General features: G+C 62.6%; 26 protein-coding genes and 2 pseudogenes. 13 read left to right on the forward strand and 15 right to left on the reverse strand.

Annotated features, from left to right (window positions below; all coding sequences use genetic code 11):
• Positions 1-60: 60 nt before the first annotated feature.
• From S4A8_RS13790 to S4A8_RS13815, 6 genes and pseudogenes are all read left to right on the forward strand, one after another.
• Positions 61-1,068 (forward strand): YncE family protein, encoded by a 1,008-nt coding sequence (locus tag S4A8_RS13790; protein ID WP_006911979.1) that lies wholly within the window; start codon positions 61-63, stop codon positions 1,066-1,068.
• Between the two features lie 251 nt (positions 1,069-1,319).
• Positions 1,320-2,372 carry an FtsH protease activity modulator HflK gene (gene hflK / locus S4A8_RS13795; RefSeq protein WP_006911978.1) on the forward strand — a complete coding sequence of 351 codons (1,053 nt, stop codon included), beginning with the start codon at positions 1,320-1,322 and terminating at the stop codon, positions 2,370-2,372.
• Entirely contained in the window at positions 2,369-3,310 is a 942-nt protein-coding gene (hflC, locus tag S4A8_RS13800) for a protease modulator HflC (RefSeq protein WP_006911977.1), read from the forward strand. The genes hflK (S4A8_RS13795) and hflC (S4A8_RS13800) overlap by 4 nt, the downstream gene beginning before the upstream one ends.
• A gap of 221 nt (positions 3,311-3,531) precedes the next feature.
• The gene (locus S4A8_RS13805) at positions 3,532-4,599 is read left to right on the forward strand and encodes a cytochrome D1 domain-containing protein (RefSeq protein ID WP_353220566.1); all 1,068 of its coding nucleotides are present in this window, start codon (positions 3,532-3,534) and stop codon (positions 4,597-4,599) included.
• Positions 4,600-4,832: 233 nt separating this feature from the next.
• Positions 4,833-5,627, forward strand: a complete 795-nt coding sequence (lgt, locus tag S4A8_RS13810) for a prolipoprotein diacylglyceryl transferase (protein ID WP_353220567.1) — start codon at positions 4,833-4,835, stop codon at positions 5,625-5,627.
• 71 nt (positions 5,628-5,698) lie between these two features.
• Positions 5,699-6,034 (forward strand): annotated as a pseudogene (locus tag S4A8_RS13815) (transposase); the annotation flags it as partial.
• Between the two features lie 113 nt (positions 6,035-6,147).
• Here S4A8_RS13815 and S4A8_RS13820 read toward each other — a convergent pair.
• Together S4A8_RS13820 and S4A8_RS13825 are read right to left on the reverse strand one after the other, a co-directional pair.
• On the reverse strand, positions 6,148-6,816 hold the full coding sequence (locus S4A8_RS13820) for a hypothetical protein (protein WP_353220668.1): 669 nt from the start codon (positions 6,814-6,816) through the stop codon (positions 6,148-6,150).
• Between the two features lie 276 nt (positions 6,817-7,092).
• A pseudogene (locus tag S4A8_RS13825) lies at positions 7,093-7,143 on the reverse strand (SEC-C metal-binding domain-containing protein); the annotation flags it as partial.
• A 372-nt stretch (positions 7,144-7,515) separates the two neighbouring features.
• On the opposite strand from S4A8_RS13825, the gene S4A8_RS13830 reads away from it, so the two are divergent.
• Genes S4A8_RS13830 through hflC (S4A8_RS13840) form a run of 3 tightly spaced genes read left to right on the forward strand, consistent with a single transcriptional unit; the run spans position 7,516 to position 9,506 of the window.
• The gene (locus S4A8_RS13830; RefSeq protein WP_353220568.1) at positions 7,516-7,704 is read left to right on the forward strand and encodes a hypothetical protein; all 189 of its coding nucleotides are present in this window, start codon (positions 7,516-7,518) and stop codon (positions 7,702-7,704) included.
• 6 nt (positions 7,705-7,710) lie between these two features.
• Positions 7,711-8,568 (forward strand): FtsH protease activity modulator HflK, encoded by an 858-nt coding sequence (hflK, locus tag S4A8_RS13835; RefSeq protein ID WP_353220569.1) that lies wholly within the window; start codon positions 7,711-7,713, stop codon positions 8,566-8,568.
• On the forward strand, positions 8,565-9,506 hold the full coding sequence (gene hflC / locus S4A8_RS13840; protein ID WP_353220570.1) for a protease modulator HflC: 942 nt from the start codon (positions 8,565-8,567) through the stop codon (positions 9,504-9,506). Before hflK (S4A8_RS13835) ends, hflC (S4A8_RS13840) begins: the two co-directional genes overlap by 4 nt.
• A 119-nt stretch (positions 9,507-9,625) precedes the next feature.
• Here hflC (S4A8_RS13840) and S4A8_RS13845 read toward each other — a convergent pair whose 3' ends face one another.
• A complete protein-coding gene (locus S4A8_RS13845) occupies positions 9,626-11,275 on the reverse strand; it encodes an acetolactate synthase large subunit (protein ID WP_353220571.1) in 1,650 nt (549 codons plus the stop codon).
• A 257-nt stretch (positions 11,276-11,532) separates the two neighbouring features.
• Here S4A8_RS13845 and S4A8_RS13850 point away from each other — a divergent pair, with 257 nt between their 5' ends.
• From S4A8_RS13850 to S4A8_RS13865, 4 genes are all read left to right on the forward strand, one after another.
• Entirely contained in the window at positions 11,533-11,733 is a 201-nt protein-coding gene (locus tag S4A8_RS13850) for a heavy-metal-associated domain-containing protein (RefSeq protein ID WP_353220572.1), read from the forward strand.
• Positions 11,734-11,787: 54 nt separating this feature from the next.
• Positions 11,788-14,325, forward strand: a complete 2,538-nt coding sequence (locus S4A8_RS13855) for a heavy metal translocating P-type ATPase (protein WP_353220573.1) — start codon at positions 11,788-11,790, stop codon at positions 14,323-14,325.
• A 42-nt stretch (positions 14,326-14,367) separates the two neighbouring features.
• Complete coding sequence (locus S4A8_RS13860) at positions 14,368-15,507, forward strand: AI-2E family transporter (protein WP_353220574.1); 1,140 nt, start codon at positions 14,368-14,370, stop codon at positions 15,505-15,507.
• Between the two features lie 1,010 nt (positions 15,508-16,517).
• Positions 16,518-16,985 (forward strand): hypothetical protein, encoded by a 468-nt coding sequence (locus S4A8_RS13865; RefSeq protein ID WP_353220575.1) that lies wholly within the window; start codon positions 16,518-16,520, stop codon positions 16,983-16,985.
• A gap of 279 nt (positions 16,986-17,264) precedes the next feature.
• Here the strand turns inward: S4A8_RS13865 and S4A8_RS13870 are convergent, their stop codons facing one another.
• From S4A8_RS13870 to petA, 12 genes are all read right to left on the reverse strand, one after another.
• Positions 17,265-17,483, reverse strand: coding sequence for a BCCT family transporter (locus tag S4A8_RS13870; protein ID WP_353220576.1), 219 nt, complete (start codon positions 17,481-17,483; stop codon positions 17,265-17,267).
• 71 nt (positions 17,484-17,554) lie between these two features.
• Positions 17,555-18,751, reverse strand: a complete 1,197-nt coding sequence (gene nhaA, locus S4A8_RS13875) for a Na+/H+ antiporter NhaA (protein ID WP_353220577.1) — start codon at positions 18,749-18,751, stop codon at positions 17,555-17,557.
• Positions 18,752-18,838: 87 nt separating this feature from the next.
• Positions 18,839-20,512: a BCCT family transporter gene (locus S4A8_RS13880; protein ID WP_353220578.1), complete on the reverse strand. Its 1,674-nt coding sequence runs from the start codon at positions 20,510-20,512 to the stop codon at positions 18,839-18,841.
• A gap of 93 nt (positions 20,513-20,605) precedes the next feature.
• Entirely contained in the window at positions 20,606-20,887 is a 282-nt protein-coding gene (locus S4A8_RS13885; protein ID WP_006911962.1) for a DUF5676 family membrane protein, read from the reverse strand.
• 304 nt (positions 20,888-21,191) lie between these two features.
• Positions 21,192-21,896, reverse strand: coding sequence for a TVP38/TMEM64 family protein (locus S4A8_RS13890; RefSeq protein ID WP_006911961.1), 705 nt, complete (start codon positions 21,894-21,896; stop codon positions 21,192-21,194).
• Between the two features lie 82 nt (positions 21,897-21,978).
• Positions 21,979-22,236, reverse strand: coding sequence for a hypothetical protein (locus S4A8_RS13895; protein ID WP_006911960.1), 258 nt, complete (start codon positions 22,234-22,236; stop codon positions 21,979-21,981).
• 139 nt (positions 22,237-22,375) lie between these two features.
• Complete coding sequence (locus S4A8_RS13900; protein ID WP_353220579.1) at positions 22,376-23,257, reverse strand: DMT family transporter; 882 nt, start codon at positions 23,255-23,257, stop codon at positions 22,376-22,378.
• A gap of 188 nt (positions 23,258-23,445) precedes the next feature.
• Positions 23,446-24,615 carry a phospholipase D-like domain-containing protein gene (locus S4A8_RS13905; RefSeq protein ID WP_353220580.1) on the reverse strand — a complete coding sequence of 390 codons (1,170 nt, stop codon included), beginning with the start codon at positions 24,613-24,615 and terminating at the stop codon, positions 23,446-23,448.
• Positions 24,612-24,809: a YHS domain-containing protein gene (locus tag S4A8_RS13910; protein ID WP_353220581.1), complete on the reverse strand. Its 198-nt coding sequence runs from the start codon at positions 24,807-24,809 to the stop codon at positions 24,612-24,614. The genes S4A8_RS13905 and S4A8_RS13910 overlap by 4 nt, the downstream gene beginning before the upstream one ends.
• A 39-nt stretch (positions 24,810-24,848) precedes the next feature.
• Complete coding sequence (locus tag S4A8_RS13915; RefSeq protein WP_006911956.1) at positions 24,849-25,118, reverse strand: DUF5676 family membrane protein; 270 nt, start codon at positions 25,116-25,118, stop codon at positions 24,849-24,851.
• Between the two features lie 46 nt (positions 25,119-25,164).
• Positions 25,165-25,353 carry a DUF2933 domain-containing protein gene (locus S4A8_RS13920; protein WP_353162058.1) on the reverse strand — a complete coding sequence of 63 codons (189 nt, stop codon included), beginning with the start codon at positions 25,351-25,353 and terminating at the stop codon, positions 25,165-25,167.
• Positions 25,354-25,401: 48 nt separating this feature from the next.
• Complete coding sequence (gene petA, locus S4A8_RS13925) at positions 25,402-26,007, reverse strand: ubiquinol-cytochrome c reductase iron-sulfur subunit (RefSeq protein ID WP_353162055.1); 606 nt, start codon at positions 26,005-26,007, stop codon at positions 25,402-25,404.
• Positions 26,008-26,028: the final 21 nt, after the last annotated feature.

Raw genomic sequence — 26,028 nt, forward strand, 5'->3', positions numbered from 1 at the left:
CAGGACCGGGCGACGATCTGTTGTTTTGGCCAAAATTAAGTGCCGATAAGGAGATACCGAATGCGCTATTTATCGATTCTTTTGTTATCGGCCGGCTTGATACCTGTAACCGGTTGGGTTGCGCCCGCGGCGGATGCGAGCGGGGCCGCTAAGCCGCAGGGTGCGAAAGTGGCGCTCGAAACCGTGATGCCCGAGCCGATCTACGTTGCCATTCAGAGCAGCGGTCGAGTCGAGGTGTTGCCGTCCGGCGAGACCTGGTCAGGCATCGAAGGCGCGCACTACGATGCGCTGAGTTCGGACGGCCGATGGTTGCTGGTCTCCGGGCTGAAAACCGGCAAGGCTTATCTTATCGACACACAGAGCGGCGAACTGAGCACCCGTATCGAGATCGGCGAGCTCGCCCAGGGGGTGAAGATCTCCCCGGATGACCGCTACGGGGTGGCGGTTGCCGCGAAACAGGGCACCATCGTCGTGATTGATCTGTCCACACAGCAAGTGGCGAAGACCATTCGTGTCGGTGACACGCCCCATAACATACGTTTCAGCGCCGACGGCGAGCTTGCCTATGTGACCCTGCAAGGGGAAGGCGCGATTGCCATGGTCGATATGCAAACACTGGAAAAGCGGCGCACGATTGCGACGCCGGGACTGGATACGCCGCACAATCTCGACTTCAGCGAGGACGGCCGGTACCTGTGGATCCGGGACTTTGTTGGTCGGGTCGGCGTGCTCGACCTGAAAACGAAGGAAATGGTCCAGACTTTCGAGGTCGGTGATGCCCATGGCGGGATCGACGTGATCCCCGGCGGCGAGTATGTGGCCACGAGCGCCATCGCTGGTTCAAAGGTTACCCTCATCGACGCCGAAGACCGCGAGATCGCCGCGCGAGTCGAGGTTGGCAACGGGCCCCATGGGGTGCGCGCCAGTGCTGACGGGCGGTATCTCTATGTCGCGGTCACCGGCGAGGACGCCGTTGCGGTGGTCGACATGCAGTCGCTCGAGGTGGTGCGCCACCAGCCCGTCGACGGCAGTTTTCCGTTCTGGATTGCGGTTCCCGGCAATCGCTGATGCGATTGCCGGGGCCTGGCCTATCGGCGGTTGGCAGCAGTGATGATGCGATGCGATAACGCCGGCCGACGGCCCGGTCACAGAAAAATCGATTGTGCCCTAAAAGCAACATGAGCCAAGCCATCCTGATCGACCAATAACCAACTGACATCATTGGAAATCAATGGGGTCGAACTTGTGCGCCCAAACTGTAACGGTTCCGGTCGGGCGGAACAGTCAGGCTGGTGCGCTCGGGTTCAACGGAGCAAGACATGATTCAATCCGCAGGCTCAAACGGTCGCGACCGGCAAGGTCCGCCGGACCTGAGCGAGTTGTTCAACAAGATCGGCAGCGGCGTGAGCGGCGTGCCTTTCGGCAGCAAGGGCATCATCGGCGTCGCCATACTGGTGTTGATGATCTGGGGCGCGTTCACCGCGTTCTATACCGTCCAGCCCGAGGAGCGGGCCGTGGTCAAGCGTTTCGGCGCGGTCATCGGCATCACCGACCCGGGCCTGCACTTCAAGATTCCGTTCGGCATCGATCAGGTGCAGCGCGTGGCTACCGAGCGGGTGCTCAAGCAGGAATTCGGTTTCCGCACCCAGGGCACTCGCACCAGCGGCAGTACCGGCTATAGCAGTCAGGAATTCGAAGACGAGTCGCTGATGCTTACCGGCGACCTGAACATGATCGATGTCGAATGGGTGGTCCAGTATCGCATCGAAGACCCGATCGAGTTCCTGTACGAAATGCGCGAGTCGACCCGCACGCTGCGCGATATCTCCGAATCCGTGATGCGCCGCATCGTCGGCAACATGCTCGGCTCCGAGGTGCTCACGGTCGGGCGCGTTGAAATCCAGCAGAAGGCGAGCGGCGAGATCCAGGAGATAATGAACGGTTACAACGCCGGTATCCGGATCAACACCGTGGAGATGCAAGACGTGGTCCCGCCGCCAGCGGTGCAGCCGGCGTTCAACGAGGTCAACGAAGCCCGCCAGGAGCGCGAACGCACGATCAACGAGGCGCAGAAGCGCGTCAACCAGGAAATTCCCAACGCCGAGGGCGCGGCCCTGCGCACCGTCGCCGAGGCCGAGGGCTATGCCACCGAGCGTGTCAATCGGGCGCTGGGCGAAAGTGCGCGCTTCTCCGCGGTGCTCGCCGAGTACCTGCAGGCCCCCGAAGTGACCCGTTCCCGGCTGTACCTGGAAACCATCAACGAGGTGCTGCCCGACATCGGCCAGGTGCTGGTCATCCAGGGCAGCCAGATGAGCCCGCTGCCGTTGCTCGACGTCAACCGCCGCGCCGGCAACGCTGGAGATGACAAATGAAATCGATACTCATCGCACTCGTTGCGGTCGTGCTGATCGCAGTCGGAAGCTTCGTGTTTTATACCGTCGATGAAGCCAAGCAGGCCATCATCGTCCAGTTCGGCGAGCCCATCGGCGGCGTGATCAGCGAGCCCGGGCTGAAGGTCAAGCTGCCGTGGCAGCAGGTACGCTATTTCGACAAGCGTCTGCTGGTCTGGGACGGCGACGTTACGCAGATTCCGACGCTTGGCCGCGAGTTCATCCTGGTCGATACCACGGCGCGCTGGCGGATCGCCGATCCGCTGTTGTTTTTGACCAGCGTGCGCGACGAGGCCGGTGCACGGACCCGGCTCGACGACATCGTGGACTCGGTGGTGCGTGACATGGTCTCGTCGACCGAACTCGAGGAAATCGTGCGCTCCAAGGACTGGACCGTGGATGTCGACACACTCGATGACCCCGCGCTGGCCGAGCGCTCGGACGTGAACCTGGAGAAGCAGCCCAAGCTGGGACGCGAACGGCTGGAACAGGAAATTCTCGCCCGCGCTCGGGATTCCATGCCACGGCTAGGTATCGAGCTCGACGACGTGCGCATCAAGCGGGTCAACTACATCGACTCGGTGCGAAAGCAGGTCGAAAGCCGGATGATTGCCGAGCGTCAGTCGATCGCCGAGCGATTCCGCTCCGAAGGCATGGGCCGCAGCCAGGAAATCCTGGGTAACATGGAACGCGATCTTCAGCGCATTCGCTCCGAGGCGGCTCGCAAAGCCGAGGAAATTCGGGGCAAAGCCGACGCCGAGGCCACCGGCATCTACGGCGAAGCCTTTGGTGCCGATCCGGAGTTCTACTCGTTTTTTCGCACGCTGGAAAGCTACCGGGCGCTAGGAAGCAACAGCACCATCATGCTGAGCGCCGATTCGGACTTCTTCCGCTACCTGGAGGAATCCCAGGTACCGTAAACCTAGCACTCTCTCCCAGCGAGAGTAGACAGACGGCCGTTGCTATTTGCCGAATAAGCTCGAAGAGGAGCAACGCGCCGATGGAATTATGTGAGATCAGCAAGAACTGACCGTTGACGAGCTTCGAGCCGCCAGGCGGTTTGCCAAGGTCTGGACGTCACGCGGTCGGCGCCCGGTACGGGTTAGCAGGGCACAGCGCCTACCACCTCAGGAGTGAAAGCATGAACCGACAATTAACCAAACTGTGGCTTGGCACGATCGTGGCGGGTGCCGCGATGGGCGCATCGGCTCTGGCAGCCGGCAATCAGGCCTTCGTGCCTATGGGTTCGGCAGACGCCGTAGCCGTCATCGATCTGGAGCACAATCAGAGAACTGCCACGATCACGGGCACTGTCAATACGCACGGCTCGGCATTGACGCCGGATGGCCGGTATCTGGTCGCCGGTAGCCTCACCCCTCGGGAACCTGCGGAGGCAGTCGAGCGTCCAGCGGGGGTCTCAGCGGACGAGCACGCGGCCCACCACGGCGGGAGTGAGGAGGCTTCCGCCGGTGCGCAGAACAGCGGATTGCTGTATGTAGTCGACACGAGCACAAATGCCGTGGCGCGCAAGCTGGAGGTGCCGGGGCCGGTGCACCATGTGCTGGTGACGGCAGACGGCCGTTATGCAGTTTCGACGCACCCCATGGGCGGCGGTGTCAGTGTTGTCTCCCTGGAATCGGGCAAGCTCGTCGCGACGATCGCGACTGGACCGAATCCCAACTATCTTGTCGAAAGCGGCGACGGCCGGTCCCTGATTGTGAGCAATGCGGGCAATGGCACTGTCAGCGAGATCGATACTGAGCATTGGTTCGTGCGGCGCAATATGCGCGTTGGCGGCAGCCCGGAGCACATGCTGCTCGCCTCCGATAGTAGCGATCGGCTTTATGTCAATGATGTCCAGAATGGACAAGTTGTGATGCTCGACCTCGCTTCAGGTAACGTTACAGACAGGTATGAGGTCGGAAAGGCGCCCCATGGCATTGGTTTGAGCCCGGACGGCCGCAATCTCTACGCCGTGAGCCAGGGTGACGATCGAGTTGTCCGGATCACTCTTGACGATGGCACCCGGCACAGCGCCGGGCTGGCCCCGGCACCTTACCATCTTGCTGTGACGCCAAAGGACGGCCGATTGCTGGTCACCAGCCGCGAGCAAAGCAAGCTCTGGGTGCTCGATCCGGCCTCTCTGGAGATCGTGCGAGAAATCGCGCTCGATGGCATCGGTCATCAGATTTCACTGGAAAAGCAATAGGCATCATGCTCACTACGTGATCAGTGAAGACGTCGGTCAAGCGCCGCGAATTCGATCTGCACGCTCGGAAGTGCCTGTTTCCTCTGCGACAACTAGCGCTGCCCGAGCGCTTGGCTTTTCCTGGCCTGGATTTTGCATTAATCCCATGCGCCATCACTTGTCTATTGATTCCACAGGGAATTTTCCTCAGTTGGTCATAATCGCCGATACGACACGCCTTAGGATCCGTCTCCATGTTCGTACACCCTGATATCGATCCCGTCGCCGTAGCCATCGGCCCGCTTGCCGTGCACTGGTATGGGCTGATGTATCTGCTGAGCTTTCTCATCGGCTGGGGGCTGGGTATCCTGCGCACCCGCCAGCCGCATGTGCGCTGGCAGCGCGAGGAGGTCGGCGACCTGCTGTTCTACGTCGTGCTCGGCGTGGTCATCGGCGGGCGCGTGGGCTATATGCTGTTCTATCAGCCCGGCCTGCTGCTCGAGAATCCGCTGCAGTTGTTTTATATCTGGCAGGGCGGCATGTCCTTTCATGGCGGCATGCTGGGCGTGTTCGCCGCGGCCGGCTGGTTTGCGCGGGCCACGCAGCGCACGTTTTTCGATATCACCGATTTCGTGGCCCCCATCGTGCCGGTGGGGCTGTTCTTCGGCCGGATCGCCAACTTCATCAACGGCGAGCTCATCGGCCGCGTCACCGACGTGCCCTGGGCGATGATCTATCCGCGGGTGGACATGGCGCCGCGTCATCCTTCCGAGCTTTATGAAGCCGCGCTCGAGGGCTTGCTGCTGTTCGCCGTGCTGTGGTGGTTTGCAAGCAAACCGCGCCCGCGCATGGCGGTGTCGGGGCTGTTTCTGGTCGGCTACGGCAGCCTGCGCTTCTTCGCCGAATTCTTTCGCCTGCCGGACGCCTTCCTTGGATTCGTCGCCTTCGACTGGATGACCATGGGCCAGTTGCTGTCCACGCCGATGATCCTGGGCGGCATCCTGCTGCTGGCGCTGGCCTATCGGCGGCCGCAGGGAGCGACGCCGTGAGCGCCCGTGACCGCGCCCAACAGTGCACCAAATAGTGCACTAGAGCAGCCCTATCTCGATATTACAGCGATGATAACGTCAAAGCGCTCGCCGACCATGAGATCGTGCCCTACATCTCGGACGCGCGTGAACGCCACAATCAATCGTTAGAACAACGGCTTGCCGAGTCGCCCGCGCGAACGGATTTTGAGGGGCCGATCGACGCGATGCGCCATCGAATGCGCACGCAAGCCGGCCGGGCCCTATACGCCCAACGCAAAAGCACGATCGAACCGACATTCGGGATCATTAAACACGTGTTGGGCTTTCGCCAATTCCTGTTACGCGGCCTGAAAGCGGTCCAAGGCGAATGGAATCTGGCATGTATCGCCTTCAACTTGAAGAAACTACATACCTTGGCTGGCTAAGGGGCGGTCCGCCTTTTTACCCAGTCGCGATATCAGCCCGTTCCGTGTGACGGGTGACAAAACCGCTAGACGACACACATAGGGGGGCCGCCAGGGCTGAGTCCGACGAACTCCTAGTCGAGATGAAACCGGACGACTTCCTCTAGCAGCGGTGTCTTGGTAAGCCGGTATGCGGAATTGACCCGACCAGTGGGTGTGAAGGTCAATTGAATCAAGCCGAAAAAACCGGCAAACCGCTCCAGGGTGCGTAGCGTGTAACACTGTCGCAGTTGCGTTTCGCCGTCGAAAAACGGGTGTGGCGGCAACTGATCGAGAAGCATTGGAAAAGCGCGCAGGAAGGCGTCTTCGTAGAATCGTGCGCCGTGCTCATCATCGCCGTGGCGGTGCAGCAGGTATAGGGTGAACGCGAACGCATGCTGGACGAAAGCCAGTTCGTCATAACCGTCGCCGTAGGCCCAGTTGAAGCGCGTGGCATGCGTGGTCAGCAGTACCGGATAGATACCATCCTGCGCGCGCAGACGCCGGGCCTTGCGGGTCAGCAGGAAGCGGCCCTTGTATTTGCGGACAAGACCGGCGAGTTGGGCGACCAGCCGGGTCACATGCAGGTCGTAAAAATCGTCTTCGCGGTTCACGGATCCTAGATCGGCGTAAGGGTCGCCGCGGTCCACGCTCGCATACTGGCAGTGCGCGTGCTGACAGAACGCGCGTGGCAGATTGCCCTTGGCCGTGGTCCGCAAGCCATCTTCGCCGATCGCATCCGCCAGCGCGTCGAACAGAATCATCACGGGCGCCTGCGCAGCCGGCACGCCGGATTGCGCGAGTTCAAGCCGATGCGGCGATGTCAGCGGCGTATACAGCAGATCCGACATCTGCGCCGGTGACAGGCCATCGAAGTCGTCGAGGCCGGCCGCGTTGGTCTGCGCGACATGGGATGCAACGAAGGCCTGGGCGTCGGCTTCGCCGGTGAACCGCTGGTCGCCCAGCGCGGTCTTCAGATCTTCGACGGCGGCGCTCGCGTGGCCCGCGCCGGGCGCGCCACAGCAGTGTTTGTATTTTCGGCCACTCCCGCAGGGGCAGGGGTCGTTGCGGCCGGTTTTGTGGGCGGACATAGGGACGGTTTATTCGGAGTCGGACATGCTCACGATAAACCCGAAACGGAGGAATTGTCGCTGTCGGGCTGCGATCAGCGATTGGGTCGCCGAAGCCATGGCCAGATATTCGATCATCGAAACGCCTTTTTGTTGATAAAGGCGCTGCTGGCGGCGCTGGGTTCGGCGGTGTTGCTGCCTTGATCCCGAAGCCATCCGGATCGGATCGTCCAGTAGTGTCCCTGGCTGGCTAGCCGATTGCTCGGCCCGTATGCGGTCGGGCGTCTTCGCGAGAGATCGTCTTGCAATCCATCACACTGGATCCTGTTTGCGGACTGGTTTGATCGGGCACAAAGCGTTAGACTGCGCGTGCGCCGTTTCCACTGAGCAAACATGATTCAATCCGCAGGTTCAAATGGGCGCGGCCAGCAAGGTCCGCCGGACCTGGCCGAGTTGTTCAACAGGGTCAGCAGCGGCGTGAGCGGCGTGCCTTTCGGTAGCAAGGGCATCATTGGCGTCGCCATATTGGCGCTGATGATCTGGGGCGCGCTCAGCGCGTTCTATACCGTTCAGCCCGAATAGCGGGCCGTGGTCAAGCGTTTCGGCGCGGTTATCGGCATCACCGACCCGGGGCTGCACTTCAAGATCCCGTTCGGCATCGATCAGGTGCAGCGCGTGGCCACCGAGCGGGTGCTCAAGCAGGAATTCGGTTTCCGCACTCAGGGCACTCGCGCCGGCGATAGCACTAACTACAGCGGTCAGCAGTTCGAAGACGAGTCGCTGATGCTTACCGGCGACCTGAACATGATCGATGTCGAATGGGTGGTCCAGTATCGCATCGCCGACCCAATCGAGTTCCTGTACGAGATGCGCGAGTCGACGCGCACGCTGCGTGATATATCCGAATCCGTGATGCGCCGCATTGTCGGCAACATGCTTGGCTCCGAGGTGCTCACGGTCGGCCGCGTCGAAATCCAGCAGAAGGCGGGCGGCGAGATCCAGGAGATCATGGACGGCTACAACGCCGGTATCCGGATCAATACCGTGGAGATGCAGGACGTGGTGCCGCCGCCGGCGGTGCAGCCGGCGTTCAACGAGGTCAACGAGGCGCGCCAGGAGCGCGAACGCACGATCAACGAGGCGCAGAAGCGCGTCAATCAGGAAATTCCCAACGCCGAGGGCGCGGCCCTGCGTACCGTTGCCGAAGCCGAGCGCTATGCCACCGAGCGCGTCAACCGGGCGCTGGGCGAAAGCGCGCGCTTTTCCGCGGTCCTCGCCGAGTACCTGCAGGCGCCCGAGGTGACCCGTTCACGGCTGTACCTGGAGACCATCAACGAGGTGCTGCCCAATATCGGCCAGGTGCTGGTCGTCCAGGACGGCCAGATGAGCCCGCTGCCGCTGCTCGACGTCAACCGCCGCGCCGGCAACGCTGGAGATGACGAATGAAATCGATAGTCATCGCACTCGTCGCGGTTGTGCTGATCGCAGTTGGAAGCTTCGTGTTCTATACCGTCGATGAGGCCGAGCAGGCCATCATCGTCCAGTTCGGCGAGCCTATCGGCGGCGTGATCAGCGAGCCCGGGCTCAAGGTCAAGCTCCCGTGGCAGCAGGTCCGCTATTTCGACAAGCGTCTGCTGGTCTGGGACGGCGACGTCACCCAGATTCCCACGCTTGGCCGCGAGTTCATCCTGGTCGATACCACGGCGCGCTGGCGGATAACCGATCCGTTGCTGTTTTTGACCAGCGTGCGCGACGAGGCTGGTGCACGCACCCGGCTCGACGACATCATCGACTCGGTGGTGCGCGATATGGTCTCGTCGACCGAGCTCGAGGAAATCGTGCGCTCCAAGGACTGGACCGTGGATGTCGACGCACTTGACGACCCCGCACTGGCCGAACGCGCCGACGTGAACCTGGAGAAGCAGCCCAAACTGGGGCGCGAACGGCTGGAGCAGGAAATTCTCGCCCGCGCCCGGGATTCCATGCCGCGGCTGGGTATCGAGCTCGACGACGTGCGCATCAAACGGGTCAACTATATCGACTCGGTGCGCAAGCAGGTCGAAAGCCGGATGATCGCGGAGCGTCAGTCGATTGCTGAGCGCTTCCGCTCCGAAGGCATGGGCCGCAGCCAGGAAATCCTGGGTAACATGGAACGCGATCTTCAGCGCATTCGCTCCGAGGCGGCCCGCAAAGCAGAGGAAATCCGCGGCACAGCCGACGCCAAGGCCACCGGTATTTACGGCGAGGCCTTCGGTGCCGATCCCGAGTTTTACTCGTTCTTTCGCACCCTGGAAAGCTACCGGGCACTGGGGCAGAACAGTACCATCATGCTGAGCGCCGATTCGGACTTCTTCCGCTATCTGGAGGAATCCCAGGCACCGTAAACCAGTGTCTTCCCCTGCCGGTTTGTCAAGGCGCGAATAAAACGGGCGAGATTCAACTGCTTGCGTCTATCGTTTTGAGGTGCCCAGGTCGTGGACTTGGCGATCGATGATAAATAGACCTACCGGTCGGAAAAGACACCTAGCTTCTTCGACAGCTTCATGTTCTCGCGGTAATCGATCGGGATGACCACCAGCGACGGGCCGGGGGGATTCAGGGCGTCGTCGAGCGCGCCGCGCAGATCGCGCGCATTGACCACGTACTGACCCTGCCAGCCGAAGGACTCGGCCAAGCGCAGCCAGTCCGGATTGCCGAACGCCAGATCGGTATGGCTGCCGAAGTGTTCGTCCTGTTTCCAGGAAATCAGGCCGTAGCCGCCGTCTTCCCATACGAGCATGGTGATGTTGGCATCAAGCCGGCGCGCGGTTTCCATTTCTTGGGCGTTCATCAGAAAGTCCCCATCGCCGACGACGCCGAGAACACGATGCTCGCCCGAAACCAGGCTGGCGCCGATGGCGCCGGGCAACGGCATGCCCATGGAGCAGAAACCGTTGGGAATCAGGCACGTGTTCGGCTCGTTGCAATGGTAATGACGGCCGACCCACATCTTGTGCGCGCCCACACCACACAACAGGATGTCGTGCGGTCCGAGCACCTGGCGGACGTCCCAGACGGCTTTCTGCGGACGGATGACGCCTTCGGTGTCGTCGTCGGCGTGTTCTTCGATGTCCGCACGCATGCGCTCGCGCGCCTCGCGCTGCACGGTGAAATCGTAGTCGGGCACGCCGTCGCGCGCGAAGCGCCGATCGAGCTGCCATAGGGCGTGGGCGATATCGCCAACCAGTTCCGCCGCCGGATGGTATTCGTAGTCGATCTCGGCCGGGTCGAAATCGATATGCACGATGGTTTCGGTCGCGTCCGGGTTCCAAAGCTGGGGTGGATACTCGACCAGATCGTAGCCGACCGTAATAACCACGTCAGCGGCGCGCACGGCATCGGCGACATGATCCCATTGGCCCAGGCCGATGGTGTAGAGCGCGTGGTCGGCTTCGTAGTCGACCGCGCCTTTTCCCATAAAGGTTGTTGTTACGGGAATGCCGGTACGTTCGGCCAGCTTGCGCAACTGGTTCGAGGCGCGCTTTCGGATCGCCCCGTTGCCGGCAATGATGATCGGTGAGCGCGCTTTGCGGATGATGTCGTAGGCCGCATCGCTGATTTCGTCGTCCGGGCCGGGGCGGCGAAAGCGCCGCGGTTCCATGGGCGTGGCCGATGTCGGCATCTTTGCAATGTTTTCGGCCAGCTCGATGTGCACGGCACCGGGTTTCTCGCCGCGCGCGGTGCGCACGGCCTTGCGCACGATTTCGGGAATACTGTCTGCGTGGTGCACCTGCTGCGCCCATTTGGTCACCGGCTTGTACATCTGCACCACGTTCATGATCTGGTGGCTTTCCTTGTGCTGGCGCGTGGTCGCGCCCTGGCCGGTGATGACCAGCAACGGCGCGTGGTCCATATTGGCGTCGGCCACGCCGGTGATCAGGTTGGTCGCCCCCGGCCCGAGCGTGCCCAGACAGACCGCGGGGTTGCCCGTGAGCTTGCCGTAAGCCTCGGCCATGAAAGCTGCGCCCTGCTCGTGCCGGGTGAGGATGAAGCGGATGCGCTTTGAGTGTTGCAGCGACTGAACGAAGTCGGCGTTCTCCTCGCCGGTCACGCCGAAGATGTATTCGATGCCTTCGTTTTCCAGGCACTGAACAAACAGGTCGGATGCTTTCATTGACGGTCTCGCCAGGGTTGAATCGGGTAGCGGCGGGCAAAAGACCTGCCGTCGGAACACTCGCGCTACGATAGCAGCCATGTCGTGTCGATACGCTGATCGTGGACGAGGAACTGACCAGGTGGCGATCGCTGGGTTGACTCCGTATCCACGTACTGGGTGTAGCATTCGTCCAGATGGCCGGTTAGCGGTACGAGGTCGATGGATGCAGCCGTTGCGCCGACCATTACAACACCATGAGCTGACAGGAGAACACGATGCTGCAACTGAAAGTCACGGGCATGAGCTGCGGGCACTGCGAGAAGGCGGTCGAGACGGTCGTTGCCGACGTACCCGGCGTGGAGCGGGTGGTCAGCGTGAGCCGCGCCGACGAGCAGGTCGTCGTCGATGGCAGCCCTGATCCGAGCGCGGTGGCCGACGCGATCCGTAGCGAGGGCTACGAAGCGCAGGTGGTCTGACGCACCGACGTCGTCCGCGATACGCACCACAGGCATTACGAGAGACATGACGCCATGAGCGAGGAACTGGTTTTTACCGTCGACGGCATGAGCTGCGGCGCCTGCGTGAGCCGCGTCGAGCGCACGCTCGGCAAGCAGGGCGGCGTCAGCGACGCGCAGGTGAACCTGACCACCGGCAAGGTCCGGGTCACCGCTGATACCGCTCAGGCCGACATCGACGAGATCCTGCATGCCGTAAATGACATCGGTTATGAGCCGGGCGTCTGCGAGACCGAAATCGAAATCGGTGGCATGAGCTGTGGCGCCTGCGTGAGTCGCGTGGAGCGCGCGCTGCGGCGCACCTCCGGTGTGGTCTCGGCCAGTGTCAATCTGCCGATGGAAAAAGCGGTGGTGCGCTATTTGCCCGAGACCACGACCCTGGCGAGCCTTGGCGAGGTCATACGCGAGGCCGGCTACGCGCCGCGTCTGCCCTCGAGCACCGGCGAGGCGGCGGACGACAGCGAGGATCGCGAAGGCCGTTCGATGCAGCGCCGCGTGTGGTTTGCGGCCGCGCTCACCCTGCCGCTGGCCGTCGTCGGCATGGGCAAGATGCTGCCGGGCCTCGGCGACTTCATGCTCGGCGTGCTGCCCGAACGCGGCTGGATGCTGATCGAGCTGCTGCTGGTCACGCCGGTGCTCTTCTACGCCGGACGGTCGTTCTACACCCAGGGCTGGGCCGAGATGCGCCACCTCAGCCCCGGCATGAACAGCCTGGTGATGATCGGCGCCTCGGCCGCCTACCTGTACTCGCTGCTCGCGCTGGCCGTGCCCTGGATCTTTCCCGAAGGCACGGCGCACAGCTATTTCGAGGCGGCCGGGGTGATCGTCACGCTGATCCTGGTCGGCCGCTACCTGGAACACATCGCCAAGGGCCGCACCTCGCAGGCGATCAAGAAGCTCGTCAGCCTCCAGGCGCGGACCGCGCGCGTATCGCGCGACGGCGGAGTTGAAGAGATCGCGGTCGAGGCCGTTGTGCCCGGCGACACCGTCATCGTGCGTCCCGGCGAGCGCCTGCCGGTGGACGGCGAGGTGATCGAGGGCGACTCCTACGTCGACGAGTCGATGATCTCGGGCGAGCCGGTGCCGGTACGCAAGCAAGCGGGCGACGAGGTCGTCGGCGCGACCGTGAACAACAGCGGCTCGCTCACCTTCCGCGCGACGCGGATCGGCGACGATACCGTGATCGCGCAGATCATCCACACGGTCGAGCAGGCCCAGGCCGACAAGCCGCCCGTGCAGATGGTGGCCGACAAGGTGGCCGGCGTGTTCGTGCCGATCGTCATTACGATCGCGCTGATCACCTTCGGCGTGTGGCTCGCCGTCGGCCCGACGCCGGCCCTGTCGTTCGCCTTCGTGGCCGCCGTCAGCACGCTGCTGATCGCCTGCCCCTGCGCGATGGGGCTAGCGACCCCGACCGCCGTGATGGTCGCTACGGGCAAGGGCGCCGAGATGGGCGTGCTGTTCCGCCGCGGCGCGGCCCTGGAGGATCTCGCCCGCGTGCACTCGGTCGTCTTCGACAAGACGGGGACGCTGACCGAGGGTCGCCCCGAACTCACCGACTTCGAGATCGCACACAGCGGCAGCGACACGGATAGCGATGCCAACGACGCCCTGCGCCTGGTCGCCGCCGTCGAGGCCCGCAGCGAGCATCCGATCGGCGATGCCGTCGTCCGGGCCGCCCGCGAGCGCGGTCTCGAGGTACCCGCCGTCGAGCAATTCCAGGCGATCAACGGCCTCGGCGTCGAGGCCCGGGTCGAGGGTCGCTCGGTCCACGTGGGGTCCGGGCGTTACATGGAGCAGCTCGATGTCGATCCGGCCCCGCTGGCCGACTCGGCGAGGCGCTTTGCCGACGCGGCGAAAACCCCGATCTATGCGGCGGTCGACGGCCGGCTGTTGGCCGTGGTGGCCGTGGCCGATCCGATCAAGGCGAGCAGCGCCCAGATCGTTCAGGCTCTGCACGACCAGGGCCTGGAGGTCGCCATGCTCACCGGCGACAACGAGACGACGGCGCGGGCGATCGCGGACCAGATCGGCATCGACCGGGTCATGGCCGAAGTCCTGCCGGAACAGAAGGCCCGGGAGGTCCAGCGCATCCAGCAGACGGCAGGCAAGGTGGCCTTCGTCGGCGACGGCATCAACGATGCGCCCGCGCTCGCGCAGGCGGATGTCGGCATCGCGATCGGTACCGGCACGGATATCGCGATCGAATCCGGCGATGTCGTGCTCATGCGCGACGATCTGCGCGAGATCGTCAACGCCATCAACCTGGCACGGCGTACGCGGCGCACGATCCATCTCAACTTCGTCTGGGCCTACGGCTACAATGTGTTGCTGATCCCGGTCGCGGCCGGCGTGCTGTACCCGCTGACCGGCTGGCTGCTGAACCCGATGGTGGCCGCGGGCGCGATGAGCCTGTCCAGCGTGTTCGTGCTAAGCAATTCGCTGCGTCTGCGGCGTTTTCGCTCGCCGCTGGCCGGCGAAACCAGCGTAGCGGGGCCGCGCCGCGACCATTCGCACGCGCCCGCCGCCGACGATTTCAAACGGGCCGCCTGAGGCCCGGGGCCGGACGCAGCGGGTTAGCCGTGCCGGCCGGATATGCTGAGCGGCGGGCTCATCGTTCGCGGTCAACCGCTTGCCGGCACTGGATGTGCGACGATGACCGACATGGTTGATGCGGCTTCAAACGTGGATCGCGGCCGCCGGGCGATGCTCATCCTGCTGTCGGTGATCACCGTCATTTTGGTGGGTTGGGCACTGAAGATGACCTACGTGGTCACGATGCCGCTGACGCTGGCGTTTTTCGTCACGCTCGTGCTGCGGCCGCTGCAGCGACGCCTCAATAGCTGGCTGCCCCGGCCACTGCATTGGCTCAGCATTGTCGTCTGCATGGCGACCTTTCTGGCGATTCTCGGCGTGCTGGTCGCCAGCGTATGGTTGAGCGTGAGCATGATTCTGGCCAAGGCGCCGACCTATGCCGAGTCTGCCCGGCAACTCTGGGCTCAACTGCAGGCACTGGCCGAGCCCCATGCCATGCATGTGGGTATGCTCGCCGAGCCTATGCGTGATCTGACCGGGCGCGCGTTCGGCTGGGTGACCTCCGGTATCGGCTATTTGTGGCTGCTCATGGCCATGCTTTTTCTGGTCTTTTTCCTGGTCCTGCTGATGCTGATCGAGGCCGGCGAGTGGCGGGACAAGATGTCCGTCGGGCTCGGCGAGGCGCGTTCGCGGGCCATTATGGCAACCGTTTATACCGCCTCGGAGAAGGTACGTCGTTTTCTCGTGGTCAAGACCCTGGTCAGTGCGCTGACCGGCGCCAGCAGCGGGCTCTGGCTATGGCTGCTCGGGGTGGATTTTGCGCTGCTCTGGGGCATCCTGATTTTTCTGCTCAACTATATTCCCTATATTGGCTCGACCATCGCAGTGTTCGCGGCGGCGGTCATCGCTCTGCTGCAGTTCGGGCTGGGCTATGCGCTGGTCGCGATTTCTGGGCTGGTTGTCATCCAGCAGCTGTTGGGCAATGTCGTGGACCCCCGTTTGGCTGGACGCAGCCTGGAAATTTCACCCATCGTGGTGCTGGTTTCCATCGTGTTCTGGGGCTGGGTCTGGGGGCTGGTCGGTACCCTGATCGGGGTGCTGCTCACTGCCACCCTGGTCATCGTGTTCGAGCATATTCCCGCGTTGCGCCCGGTGGCTGTTCTGCTCAGTCGTCGCGCATCGGATGTGTCGCCGGGGTGAGCATATCCGGCCGGAAAGCACGAAAGATCGCGTACAACATCCGGCACGGCGCAGCCGGGTTCGGCGCTTGGAGGCGATTCCGGCCGTATATTCGCGAAAATAAACGGATGCCTGTGGCAACAGGGCAAGCCGACGATACCCGCCAGCATGGCGGATAGGTCGATGTCCACGCCCGGCATCGATACAGGAACCTCCCGAGGCCGGACGTGGCCGCAAGGCAGGGCGTGTCTGAAGCATCGGGCACTATCAGTGAGAGCTGTCTCACGCAGTTGTCTTCACAACACGGAAAAGGCAACCTGCCCACTGGCTTCGTGCGCAGCCCGCACGCGACTGTCATCGGCTCGTACCCGCTTGAACTAAAATAGAACCCTCGGTACGCTTATTCGAGTGGAGCCTCGTTGGTGTGTTCTGTTGTCGGAACTTATGTCAACAATAGCTTTCAAAGCTTATAAGATGCGTACCATAGCCACCCTGATATTGCTCGCCGTTGCGATAACGGCACAAGCTATTACGCCCCTGGCGTCGCATAGCGATAATCTCGCACTGGCTACGAAAGCTCATGCGGCCCAGCAAGCGTCACCGGCTGATACATCCTCTGCCATCGCCGCGACTGATGACGATCATGATAGCGGCGACGCATCGCGCGAGCACTGCCATATTGGCGGGCACTGTTCGCCAAGTGCGCTCGATAACAATGCGTTGTCATATCATGTACAGCACCCCCCGTCTGTGAGCACGGCGGGTCGCATCAATAGCGACGCCTTGCCGGGCTTCGCATCGTCTCCTTACCGTCCTCCGTCTCCTGTCTAGACCGCCGTACCGGTGCATAACCTTGCACCCGCTTGTCGATATTGTCGGTCGAACTCGATAAGCACCTCGGCACGCTCTCGACTGCCTAAGCCGGTGAGTTCGCACGCCTGGGCTTGATCTCCAAGTTCGACGAATTCATCCGATGCAATAGTGACCATCTGTTCTCAATGAACGTTGGATCCGTAGTACGGAGACTGGACATGTATTACCCAAAGAAAACACGGACCTTTATTTCATCCTTCTGTTTCGGCGCCGTCGCGCTTGGCGGGGCGAGCATCGCCTTCGCTCAGACCGGCAGCCTTGATCAACATCTCGATCACGGAGCGTTGAATAATGCCGACGTACAGATCGTGGCGACCGAGAACACGTTTAGACGCATCGAGCGTCCCGAAGCGTGGCGCACACCCACCGGTAAAGCGACTGCACGGCGGCTCGGAGGTAACCGCAACGATTCGACGACACGTGGTGAAACCGAAGGTGTGAAGGGAGGTGAAGACTACGACGTGTCTTCAGACCAGCCCGAGAACAGCGACAGTTCCGCCGAGCAGGCGGGGATCGATGACTCACGGAGTGATCGTGAAACGCAATCCAGCCCGGGCGGGTCAGGCAGCGCTCAACAACACGAAAGCCCTCGATCCCATATCCACGCGGGTCCCCATGGAAAGTGATTGGATAGCAGAGGCACGATGAGCCGTCGATGAATAGCGGGGCAGCATCCGCTGCCCCGCTCAATTGGGGGCGCCTGTCAATTTTGAGCCACCCGGCGTTACGTAATAGCAGCGAGGAGCTGTTGCCCAGCGGGGCGCTGCATAAAGAACCGTGGGTTATATCGATCCAGCCATATTTGCATTCCTTCTGTCGGTAGCGCACGAGGCTTAGAATGAATGGATTGTTTACACACACGTGAACGCGGCATCCGACCAAGGCTGCTGTCGGGACACCCAGAGTCAGGCCCCAGACCGCCCGCAGCAGCAACGGTGGCTCGCTGGCGCCGTTCGACAGAATGGTCGAGATGACCAGCGTGGCAGCGTCTGCAGATAGGCGCCGGTGGTCTCGACCAGCAGGTTGAGCACGTGCAGCGTGGGCCCGAACGCCAGAAAGAACAGCAGGATCACGCCGCGGAGCAGGATATTGAAATTGCTGATCAGGCGCACCCCGCGGCGCACAACGCCGGGATAAATGGCCTCGGCGGCGAAAGTACAGGCACGAACCGCGCCGATGACCCGCCATGCGGCGCCTACGGCCGCCCTTTGGCAGCGGCGTGGCCCGCGTTCGCGGAAGGCCGGATACCCATGGCAATCACGGTCAAGCCGAAGACGCCCGCCAGCAGCGAGGCCACCAGGATCGCCAGCTTGGCCGAAGTCACCAGCGCCGGGTCACTGAACGCGAGTGTGGCCACGAACAGGCTCATGGTGAAGCCGATGCCCGCGAGAACGGCCGCGCCATAGATCTGTGACCAGGTCACGCCCCTCGGCAGCTGTCCCAGGCCGGCGACAACAGCTACCCAGCAGGCGCCCAGAATGCCGAGTTGCTTGCCCAGGAACAGACCGGCGATGATACCGATTGAAACGGAATCGAGCAGTTGGCCCGCCGAGGCGGCATCGATGACGATACCGGCATTGAAGAAGGCGAACAAAGGCACCACGACCAGCGTGCTCCAGGGGTGCAGCCGTCGCTCGGTGGCGCGTAACGGCGAGGGAACGTGACAGCCGGGCACGCGCAGCGGGACGGCGAGGGCAATGAGCACGCCGGCGAGTGAAGCCTCGATGCCGGCCTTGAGCATCGCCACCCAGAGAACGGCGCCAAGAAGCGTGTAGACACCAGGACGCACACTGCGAGTCCGGTTGGCCACCACCAGACCCGCGAGTGCCAGCACTGCCGTTACCAAGGGGATCATCGACGGTGTTTCCCCGTAGAACAGGGCGATAATCAGAACCGCGGCGATATCGTCAAAAATCGCCAGCGCGGTCAGGAAGACCTTGAGGCTCGTCGGTACCCGCGATCCGAGTAGAGCCAGCAGGCTGACGGCCAGAACGATGTCGGTAGCCGTGGGAATCGCCCAGCCGTCGAGGGCAGCGGCATCGCCCCAGTTGATGCCGACATAGATCGCGGCTGGCGTCAGAAGGCCGCCCAGAGCCGCGAAGGCCGGCAACGCCGCACGTCGGGGCGTGGACAGATGCCCTTCCAGAAATTGGCGCTTGATCTCAAGCCCGACGATCAGGAAAAAGATCACCATCAGGCCCTGGTTGATCCAGTGCACCAGCGGCCCTTCCAGAATCAGCGCGCCGAAACGGAAATGGATCTGAGTGTCATGAACGAGTGTGTAGACCGGCGCAAGCGGTGAATTGGCTGCCAGCAGCGCGAGCACGATGGCCGCGATCATCAGCAGCCCAGAGGTCTGCTCGTAACGAAACAGTTGCCGCAATTTGATCATGGATTTTGAGTCTTTTCCGTCGCCATGGTTATTGGTTTCGATGTCGAGCGATCGGGTCGATCTGCGACGCCGGCGTGGCTGGATGTTTCATTCATTGGTGTATCCACCCTCTCGCGTGCGTGCTTGTCCGTTTGGTGGGCTACATGATTCGCTTTCAGTCCGGGCGGGTGGGTTCGTGGGCAAGCCGGTCCAGGGTTCGCAGTGGCCACGCGTCAGCGCGCCCGGCCGCGGCGCCTGCGGCTCGGTGCGTAATCCCCGGATCAGCGCGACTATCACCGCGATCAGCAGCAGCCCGACCGGCAGGCCGGCCACGATCGCCGCGGTCTGCAGCGCCGCCAGTCCGCCGGCCAGCAGCAGTACCCCAGCCAGAGCGCCGAGGGTCAGGCCCCAGACCGCCCGCAGCAGCAACGGCGGCTCGCTGGCGCCGTTCGACAGAATGGTCGAGATGACCAGCGTGCCGGAGTCGCAGGAGGTGATGAAAAACGTCGCCACCAGCAGAACCAGCAACGCGGAGATCAGGGCGGCGAAGCCTTCGGGCGCAATCAGTTCCACCGTGCGGTAGAGCGGCTGGGTCATGTCGCTTTGCAGCGGCGCGAGCAGATTCGCGCCCTCGAAGAGCTCCAGATAGAGGGCGGTGCCGCCGGTAATGGCCAGCCAGGCGAACGTGAGCAGTACCGGCACCAGCAGTACCCCCATCACGAACTCCCGCAGCGTGCGCCCGCGCGAGATGCGGGCGATGAACATGCCCACGAACGGCGACCAGGCGATCCACCAGCCCCAATAGAACAGGGTCCACTCCTCCTGCCAGCCGCTGTGTTGCTGCGCGTCGGTCCAGGTACTGAGTTCCGGCAGCGTCTGCAGATAGGCGCCGGTGGTCTCGACCAGCAGGTTGAGCACGTGCAGCGTGGGCCCGAACGCCAGAAAGAACAGCAGGATCACGCCGCTGAGCAGGATATTGAAATTGCTGATCAGGCGCACCCCGCGGCGCACACCGGAGACCGCGGAGCCCATGGCGATCAGCGTGATGATGGCCAGGATCCATAGTTCGCGCGTGACACCGGCCTCGGCACCGATCAAATAGGTTAGACCGCCTTCGATCTGCTGCACCCCCAGGCCCAGCGAGGTGGCGATGCCGAAGGCCGCGCCGAACACCGTAGCGATGTCCACGATCTGACCGAGCGGGCCGTCGGCGTGGCGGCCGAAGACCTCGTGGAGCATGGCGCGCGGCACCAGCGGCCGGCCACGTCGGAAAGCGAAATATGCCAACCCCAGTGCCATCAGCGCATAGACGCCCCAGGCGCTCAAGCCCCAGTGGAAGAAGGTCAGGCGCATGGCGGCCGAGGCCGCTGCCGGAGTCTGGCCCTCGGCGACGAACGGATTGGCCGCGTAATGGTTGAGCGGCTCGGCGATGCTCCAGAAAATCAGCCCGATGCCCATGCCGGCGGCAAACAGCATCGAAAACCAGGAAGCATAGGTGAACTCCGGCGCTTCGTCATCACTGCCCAGGCGCACATTGCGATAGCGTCCGAAGCCGAGCCAGAGGACGAAGACCAGCACGAAGCCGACGATGGCCACGAAATACCATCGGAAGGTCAGCAGCACCTGATTCTGGATACGATCGAACACGGCCGCAGACTGCTCGGGCCAGACCGCGCCGATACCCACAAAGACCAGAATCAGCAGTAGCGACACGGCGGTGGTCGTGCGGTTGATGCGCACGGGTGGTTCCACAGTCGTCGTGGAACGCGGCGTTTCAGCCATGAGGTGCTCCTTGGTTATTGCGTGGGTCTTGGTATGGGTGGTTCAACGCGACGGTCGGGCGGCGCGGGCCGCCTCGGCCTATCGTTTGCCGCATCAGGCGACGCCGGAGCTGAACCAGCGATACAGCGGCACGAACAGAATCGCCAGATACCAGCCGTACAGATAGGCCTCGATCAGCCCAATGACGAAGCCAGAGAAACTCAGCCACTCGAAGCCTGGCAACAAAGGCGCCCACGCCTGGTACATCTGCAGGCTCCCGGGTGCGATCAGGCCAAAGCCCACGCACAGCAGATAGCTGATCAGCAACAACAGCGACAGGCTGTTGCCCAACGGGCCGATCCGCAGGCGCTGCGTGGTTTGTGTTGCATTGCTCATGGTCAACCTCCGTCTTGTGCAAATGTCGTTGTGGAAACCGGCGAACCAACGCCACCGCTGACAACCTGGCGAAGCTGTTAAATCCCGAGGTATGTTCATGCCGACTGGTACGACGGCGAGCTCCGTCGCCGGCGATTTTCGACATGTCCCGGCATAGCCAGAAATCCCCACCCGGGGTCAATGCGCCACCGGAGACGACAGACGCCACTCAGGTAGGTCGCCCACAGCTACACGGGCACGACGGTTTCGAATGGCTGACAGCGGGAGAATCATTTGCATCGCGGGTTTACCTCCTGTTGCAGCCTTACCGGGAACCAAACCAATGTTTGATGGCGGTGCGAAAGCGTAACGGAAGCGCCCGCCAGAACAGCGGCAACAGGGTGAGCAGCCCCAGCGCCAGCACCGTCAGGACGGCGCCATGCAGATCGCCGGTAGCCAGTTCGTCGCCGAAGTGCGCCAGCACGAAGCTGGCCGGCAGGATGCCCAGCAATGTCGCGACCGCAAAGCGCCAGAGCGCAAGCGGCGTGAGCCCGGCCGCATAGCTGATCACATCGAAGGAGACAAACGGCAGCAGCCGGGTGGCGAAGACGAACGCCATCAGGACATTCTGGGAGGTGATGACGCGATTGAGCATGCCGGCCGAGGCCAGGCGCTCGCCCAGCCGGGCGCGCAGTGCTTCGTAGCCGGCCAGGCGGGCGATGCCGAAGGCGATCAGTGCCCCTGTCTCGGCGCCGGCGGCGACATAGAGCGTACCCCAGCCATGGCCGTAGGCAGCGCCGGCGGCGAGCGCGATTGGCGCGCTCGGGATCGGGCTCATGACGATGGCCACCGTCATCAGACCGACGATCAGGGCCGGGCCTGCCGGGCCCAGATCGATCACCAGCCGTTCGAGGGTCTCGCCGTCCAGCGCCTGCGCCAGCAGCCCCGTTTGCCATAACATCAGGGCCGCTACGGCAAAAGCGCCGAACAGGCCAATGCCCGCTGCGATTCGCCAGCGCGGCTGGCTCATAGCGAGCCCAGCATGAGGGCGGCCAGCGAAGTGGATAGAGCCGCGAGCACGTGTTTATCCATGGCACCCGGCAAAGCGTGGGCTACTCATCGCGCGCCTGACCATTTCCACCGGTGGCGGTCGACTTCAAGGCCGGCCAGTCGGTAAAGGCGACGATATACAGCACCACCAGATTGACCAGCGGGACGAATATCAGCAGGCTGAGCCAGCCGGAAAAGCCGGCCTTGGAAAAGATCTTCCAGAACGGCGGCAGGATAATGGCGATCCAAAGCAGCATGAACAGCCAGTGACCGCCGAACCACATACCATAACCGCCGGACCACATCGTTTCGTGCATCATGATTCATTCCTCTTTGTTCGGACGCCATACAAGTGCCCGTCACTGCGGCATCCGGGGCCGTTCAAGGGGTGCTTGTCCTGACCCTGTGCCTGCATCAATGCCCGCCCACGGCATTGGAATGCGGCGTTTACTGTACCCATTATCGGGTCGGCGACGGCTTGGTCGCCACCAATTGAATCGCCAGTATGGTCACCCCGATACCAACAGCCTGAATCCAGCCGAACCGCTCGTCGAAGAACAGGCCGCCCAGTAGCAAGCCGAAGATCGGTGTCAGGAAGGTGAAGGTATTCAGCCGGTTGAGCGAGGCCTGCGTGAGCAGATAGTGCCAGAGCGCCGTCATGAGCGCGGTGCCAAACACGACGAGGCCGATTAGACTGGCTATAAACTGTGATGTCCAGGCGATGTGCCAGCTTGTGCCGACGGCTTGTGCACCTACTGCCAACGCCATCGCGCCGAAGAGCAACTGCAGCCCGGTGACCATCAGCACGTCGGCGCGGCCCGTCAGCGCCTTGAGCAGGACATTGCCCATCGCGGTCCCTATGGCGCCAAGAATAATCCATACAAAAGCCTGTAGGTCAGCGACGGAATTGGGCCCCAAAAGGCTGGGCACGGACATCACCAGCACGCCGACAAACCCGAGCAACAGACCGATGCCGACACCTAAAGTCAGCCGCTCGGACAAAAAGATCGCGGCTAGCACGGCGGCAATCAAGGGCTGGGTGTTTGCGACAACCGTGGCCAAGCCCGGCGGTATTTTACCGCCCCCGATGAACATGCCACCGAGGCCGAGGCCGGTAAAAGTCAGGCCGGTGGCCACGATCAGTCCCAGATTGGCGACGCCGCTGGGCCAGGGACGGCCCAGACCGACGGCCAGAACAATAACGAGTACCCCCGACAGCGCTGCACGCATGGCCGCAAAGACCATTGGCGGGGCGTCGGTCAGGCCGACCTGGATAAGCGGAAAGCAGATCGCCCAGAGAAAGGTAACCAATACCGTAAGCACGACATTGCGGATCGCCATGGCTCAGACCGACGGGGACGAGCGAGACCTAGGTTCCGCTCGCGCCGGTTCGCGGAGCGCATGGGCGCACCAGGAAGGGCCGATGCACTCGTTCTCGCGCGGCCTGCACTGCGCCAAGCGGTGCTTATGAGACAGTATCGGCCGGAGCGTGCGACTGCGGCTGCAGGTCGGCACACACCAGGCGCGGATCATAGCCACCGCCGGGCCGCCCAGGCCACGGGTGCCAAGACACGGGCCATCGTCCGCTGTCTTGGCCAGGCGGTCGTGAATTCCTCGGCATCGGCCAGATCTGTCTCGAATTGCGTTGTCAACGCCGATGCGAGCGTGCGGTTGCGCGCGCACAGGTTGAGTTCGTGATTGACGAACAGACTACGATAATCGAGATTCGCGGTGCCTAGGCTGACCCAGTCGCCGTCGATCGTCACCGTTTTGGCGTGCAACAGACGTGTGTGATAGCCAAACACCCGCACACCTCGACATTGCAAACGCGCATAGATGCGCCGCGCGATCCAACGTATCGGGGCCACGTCGCTTTTCCTGGGGACCAGCAAACGGACCGACACCCCGCGTTCGGCCGCCTGTCCGAGGGCCTGCTGGGTCCATCCGTCGGGTACGAAGTAAGGGGTGGTCAGTTCGATATGGTGCTGTGCCGACGCGAACATGGCGGCGAAGACACAGCGCAGTCGGTGCGCGCAGTCAGCGGTTTTGTTCGGCAATACCACGGCGCTGGAAGAGTGCGCCTGCGGTAGCGCCCGCCAGAGGCAGCGTTGCCAGAGAGCCTCGAATGCAGCCTGTGCTTGCGTTGCCAGATCCCCGGTCATGGCGACATGGGTGTCTCGCCAGCGGCGTTCACCATAGTGTCGGCGCGAGTTCTCCCGGTGGATATTGAAGCCGCCGAGGAAGGCCTGGCGTCGATCCACGACCAGCAGCTTGCGGTGATTACGCTGGTTGTAGCGTAACGGGCGCGACCAGTGCCAGCGGTGGAACCAGCGTAACGTCACGCCGCTGTCCCGCAAAAAACGATCAAGGTCGCGCGAGGCCCAGAACAGCGAGCCGGCCGCGTCCAGATGCACGCGCACGTCGATGCCCGAGCGTGCGCGTTCGGCGAGGACGTCGGCAAGCGCGCGGCCGACCTCGTCATCGGCGAAGATATAGCTTTCCAGCACGACCTCGCGCTCGGCTGCGCGGATGGCCGCCTGCATGGCGGCATAGAGCGAATCGCCCTCGGTGAACAGGCCAAAAGACTCATCGCCCGGCCACAAGATTGGCTCGCAGCGGTCCCGGCGTGCCCGCGCGAACAGTTGTCCGGCGACAGACGTGCTCGAAGTGCCGGCTTGGTGACGCAGCCGAAAAGTCACCGCGTCTTCATTCCGTGTTGGCGATGACGCCGCACGTATTGCACGGGATTGAACTCGAACGCCTCGCGGCAGGCGCTCGAACAGAAATAATAGAGCGTGCCCTGATACAGGTATTCCTCGACCGCGGCGGTGTAGCTGACTTTCATGCCGCAAACCGGATCCGTTCGGGTGCGTTCATTGGTTTGTCTTTTCATCGTCCATCTTCTCCGTTGCCACTATCTTCTTTGCCGAGATCACGACTCGCGAGCGTTGCCGAATCGGCGATTGAGGCCGTTGTAAATAGGGCAGAAGACGAGCCCGGCGTAGGCGCCGAATACGAAACTTTCTACCAGACCGAGCAGAAAGCCCCACCAGGTCAACCATTCGAACGCCGGTAGCACCTGCTCGAGAAATGCATGCATATGCAGGCTTTGCGGTGTTACGAGTCCGTAAATGACGCAGATGATGAAGCTTACGGCGCCAAACAGGGCCAGCGCCCAGCTCACCAGCTTGGTATTAAGCATGTTCCGTCTCTCCTAAGGCCATATCGAGGGCGAAGCCGCCGATTGTCTAATGTTTGTGATTCGAATGCTCATCGGCCGGGCCTTTCTGGTCCGCCGATCGGTCTTTGGTGCCGCTGTCTTTTCCGTGGCCGCCATGCCGGCCGTGGCCGCCGTGACAACCGTGCCCGAACAGGTGCATACCGATAAATAAACCGCCGAACAGTACCCAGAACCAGTTATCGATCAACCATTCCATGAAAGCTCTCCTGTTGCATAAAAATACGCGTGTTCTCCGATGTTTCGCTTATATCGTCGGGTTTTCTCCGATGATTACCGTGTCGCGCTGTGTATATCGATAGGGCGGTACCACCAGATTCAGGGGCGCCGGTACGCCCTTGAATACACGCCCGGCAAAGTCGAACTTGGAGCCATGGCACGGACAAAAATAACCCCCGGGCCATCGTGGATCGAACGGCGTCTCGCCGACTTCGGGGCGGAAGTTCGGTATGCACCCGAGATGGGTGCAGATGGCCACCACGACGAAAATGTCCGGACGAACGGAACGCACCGGGTTTTCGGCATATTCGGGCTGTTGGTCCGCTTGAGAATCCGGATCCAGCAGGCGCGACTCCAGCTCGCCACTGCGCAGTCGCTGTAGCATGTCGGGCGTGCGGCGCAGCACCCACACCGGCTTGCGCCGCCATGTCACCAGCACTTGCTGGCCCGGCGCGATCGCGCCGAGCGCGACCTCGACCGGCGCGCCGGCGGCCCGGGCACGGGCGCTGGGTTGCCACGAGCGCATAAAGGGAACGGCCACAGCGACTGCACCGGTGGCGCCGGTCACGGCCAGCGCCGTGCTCAGAAAACGCCTGCGAGCCGTGTCCTTTTGTGTTGTTCTGAAATCCGCCATTGGTTTGCCTCTCGAGCGCGT

The organism is Salinisphaera sp. S4-8, from assembly GCF_040361235.1.
GTDB lineage: Bacteria > Pseudomonadota > Gammaproteobacteria > Nevskiales > Salinisphaeraceae > Salinisphaera.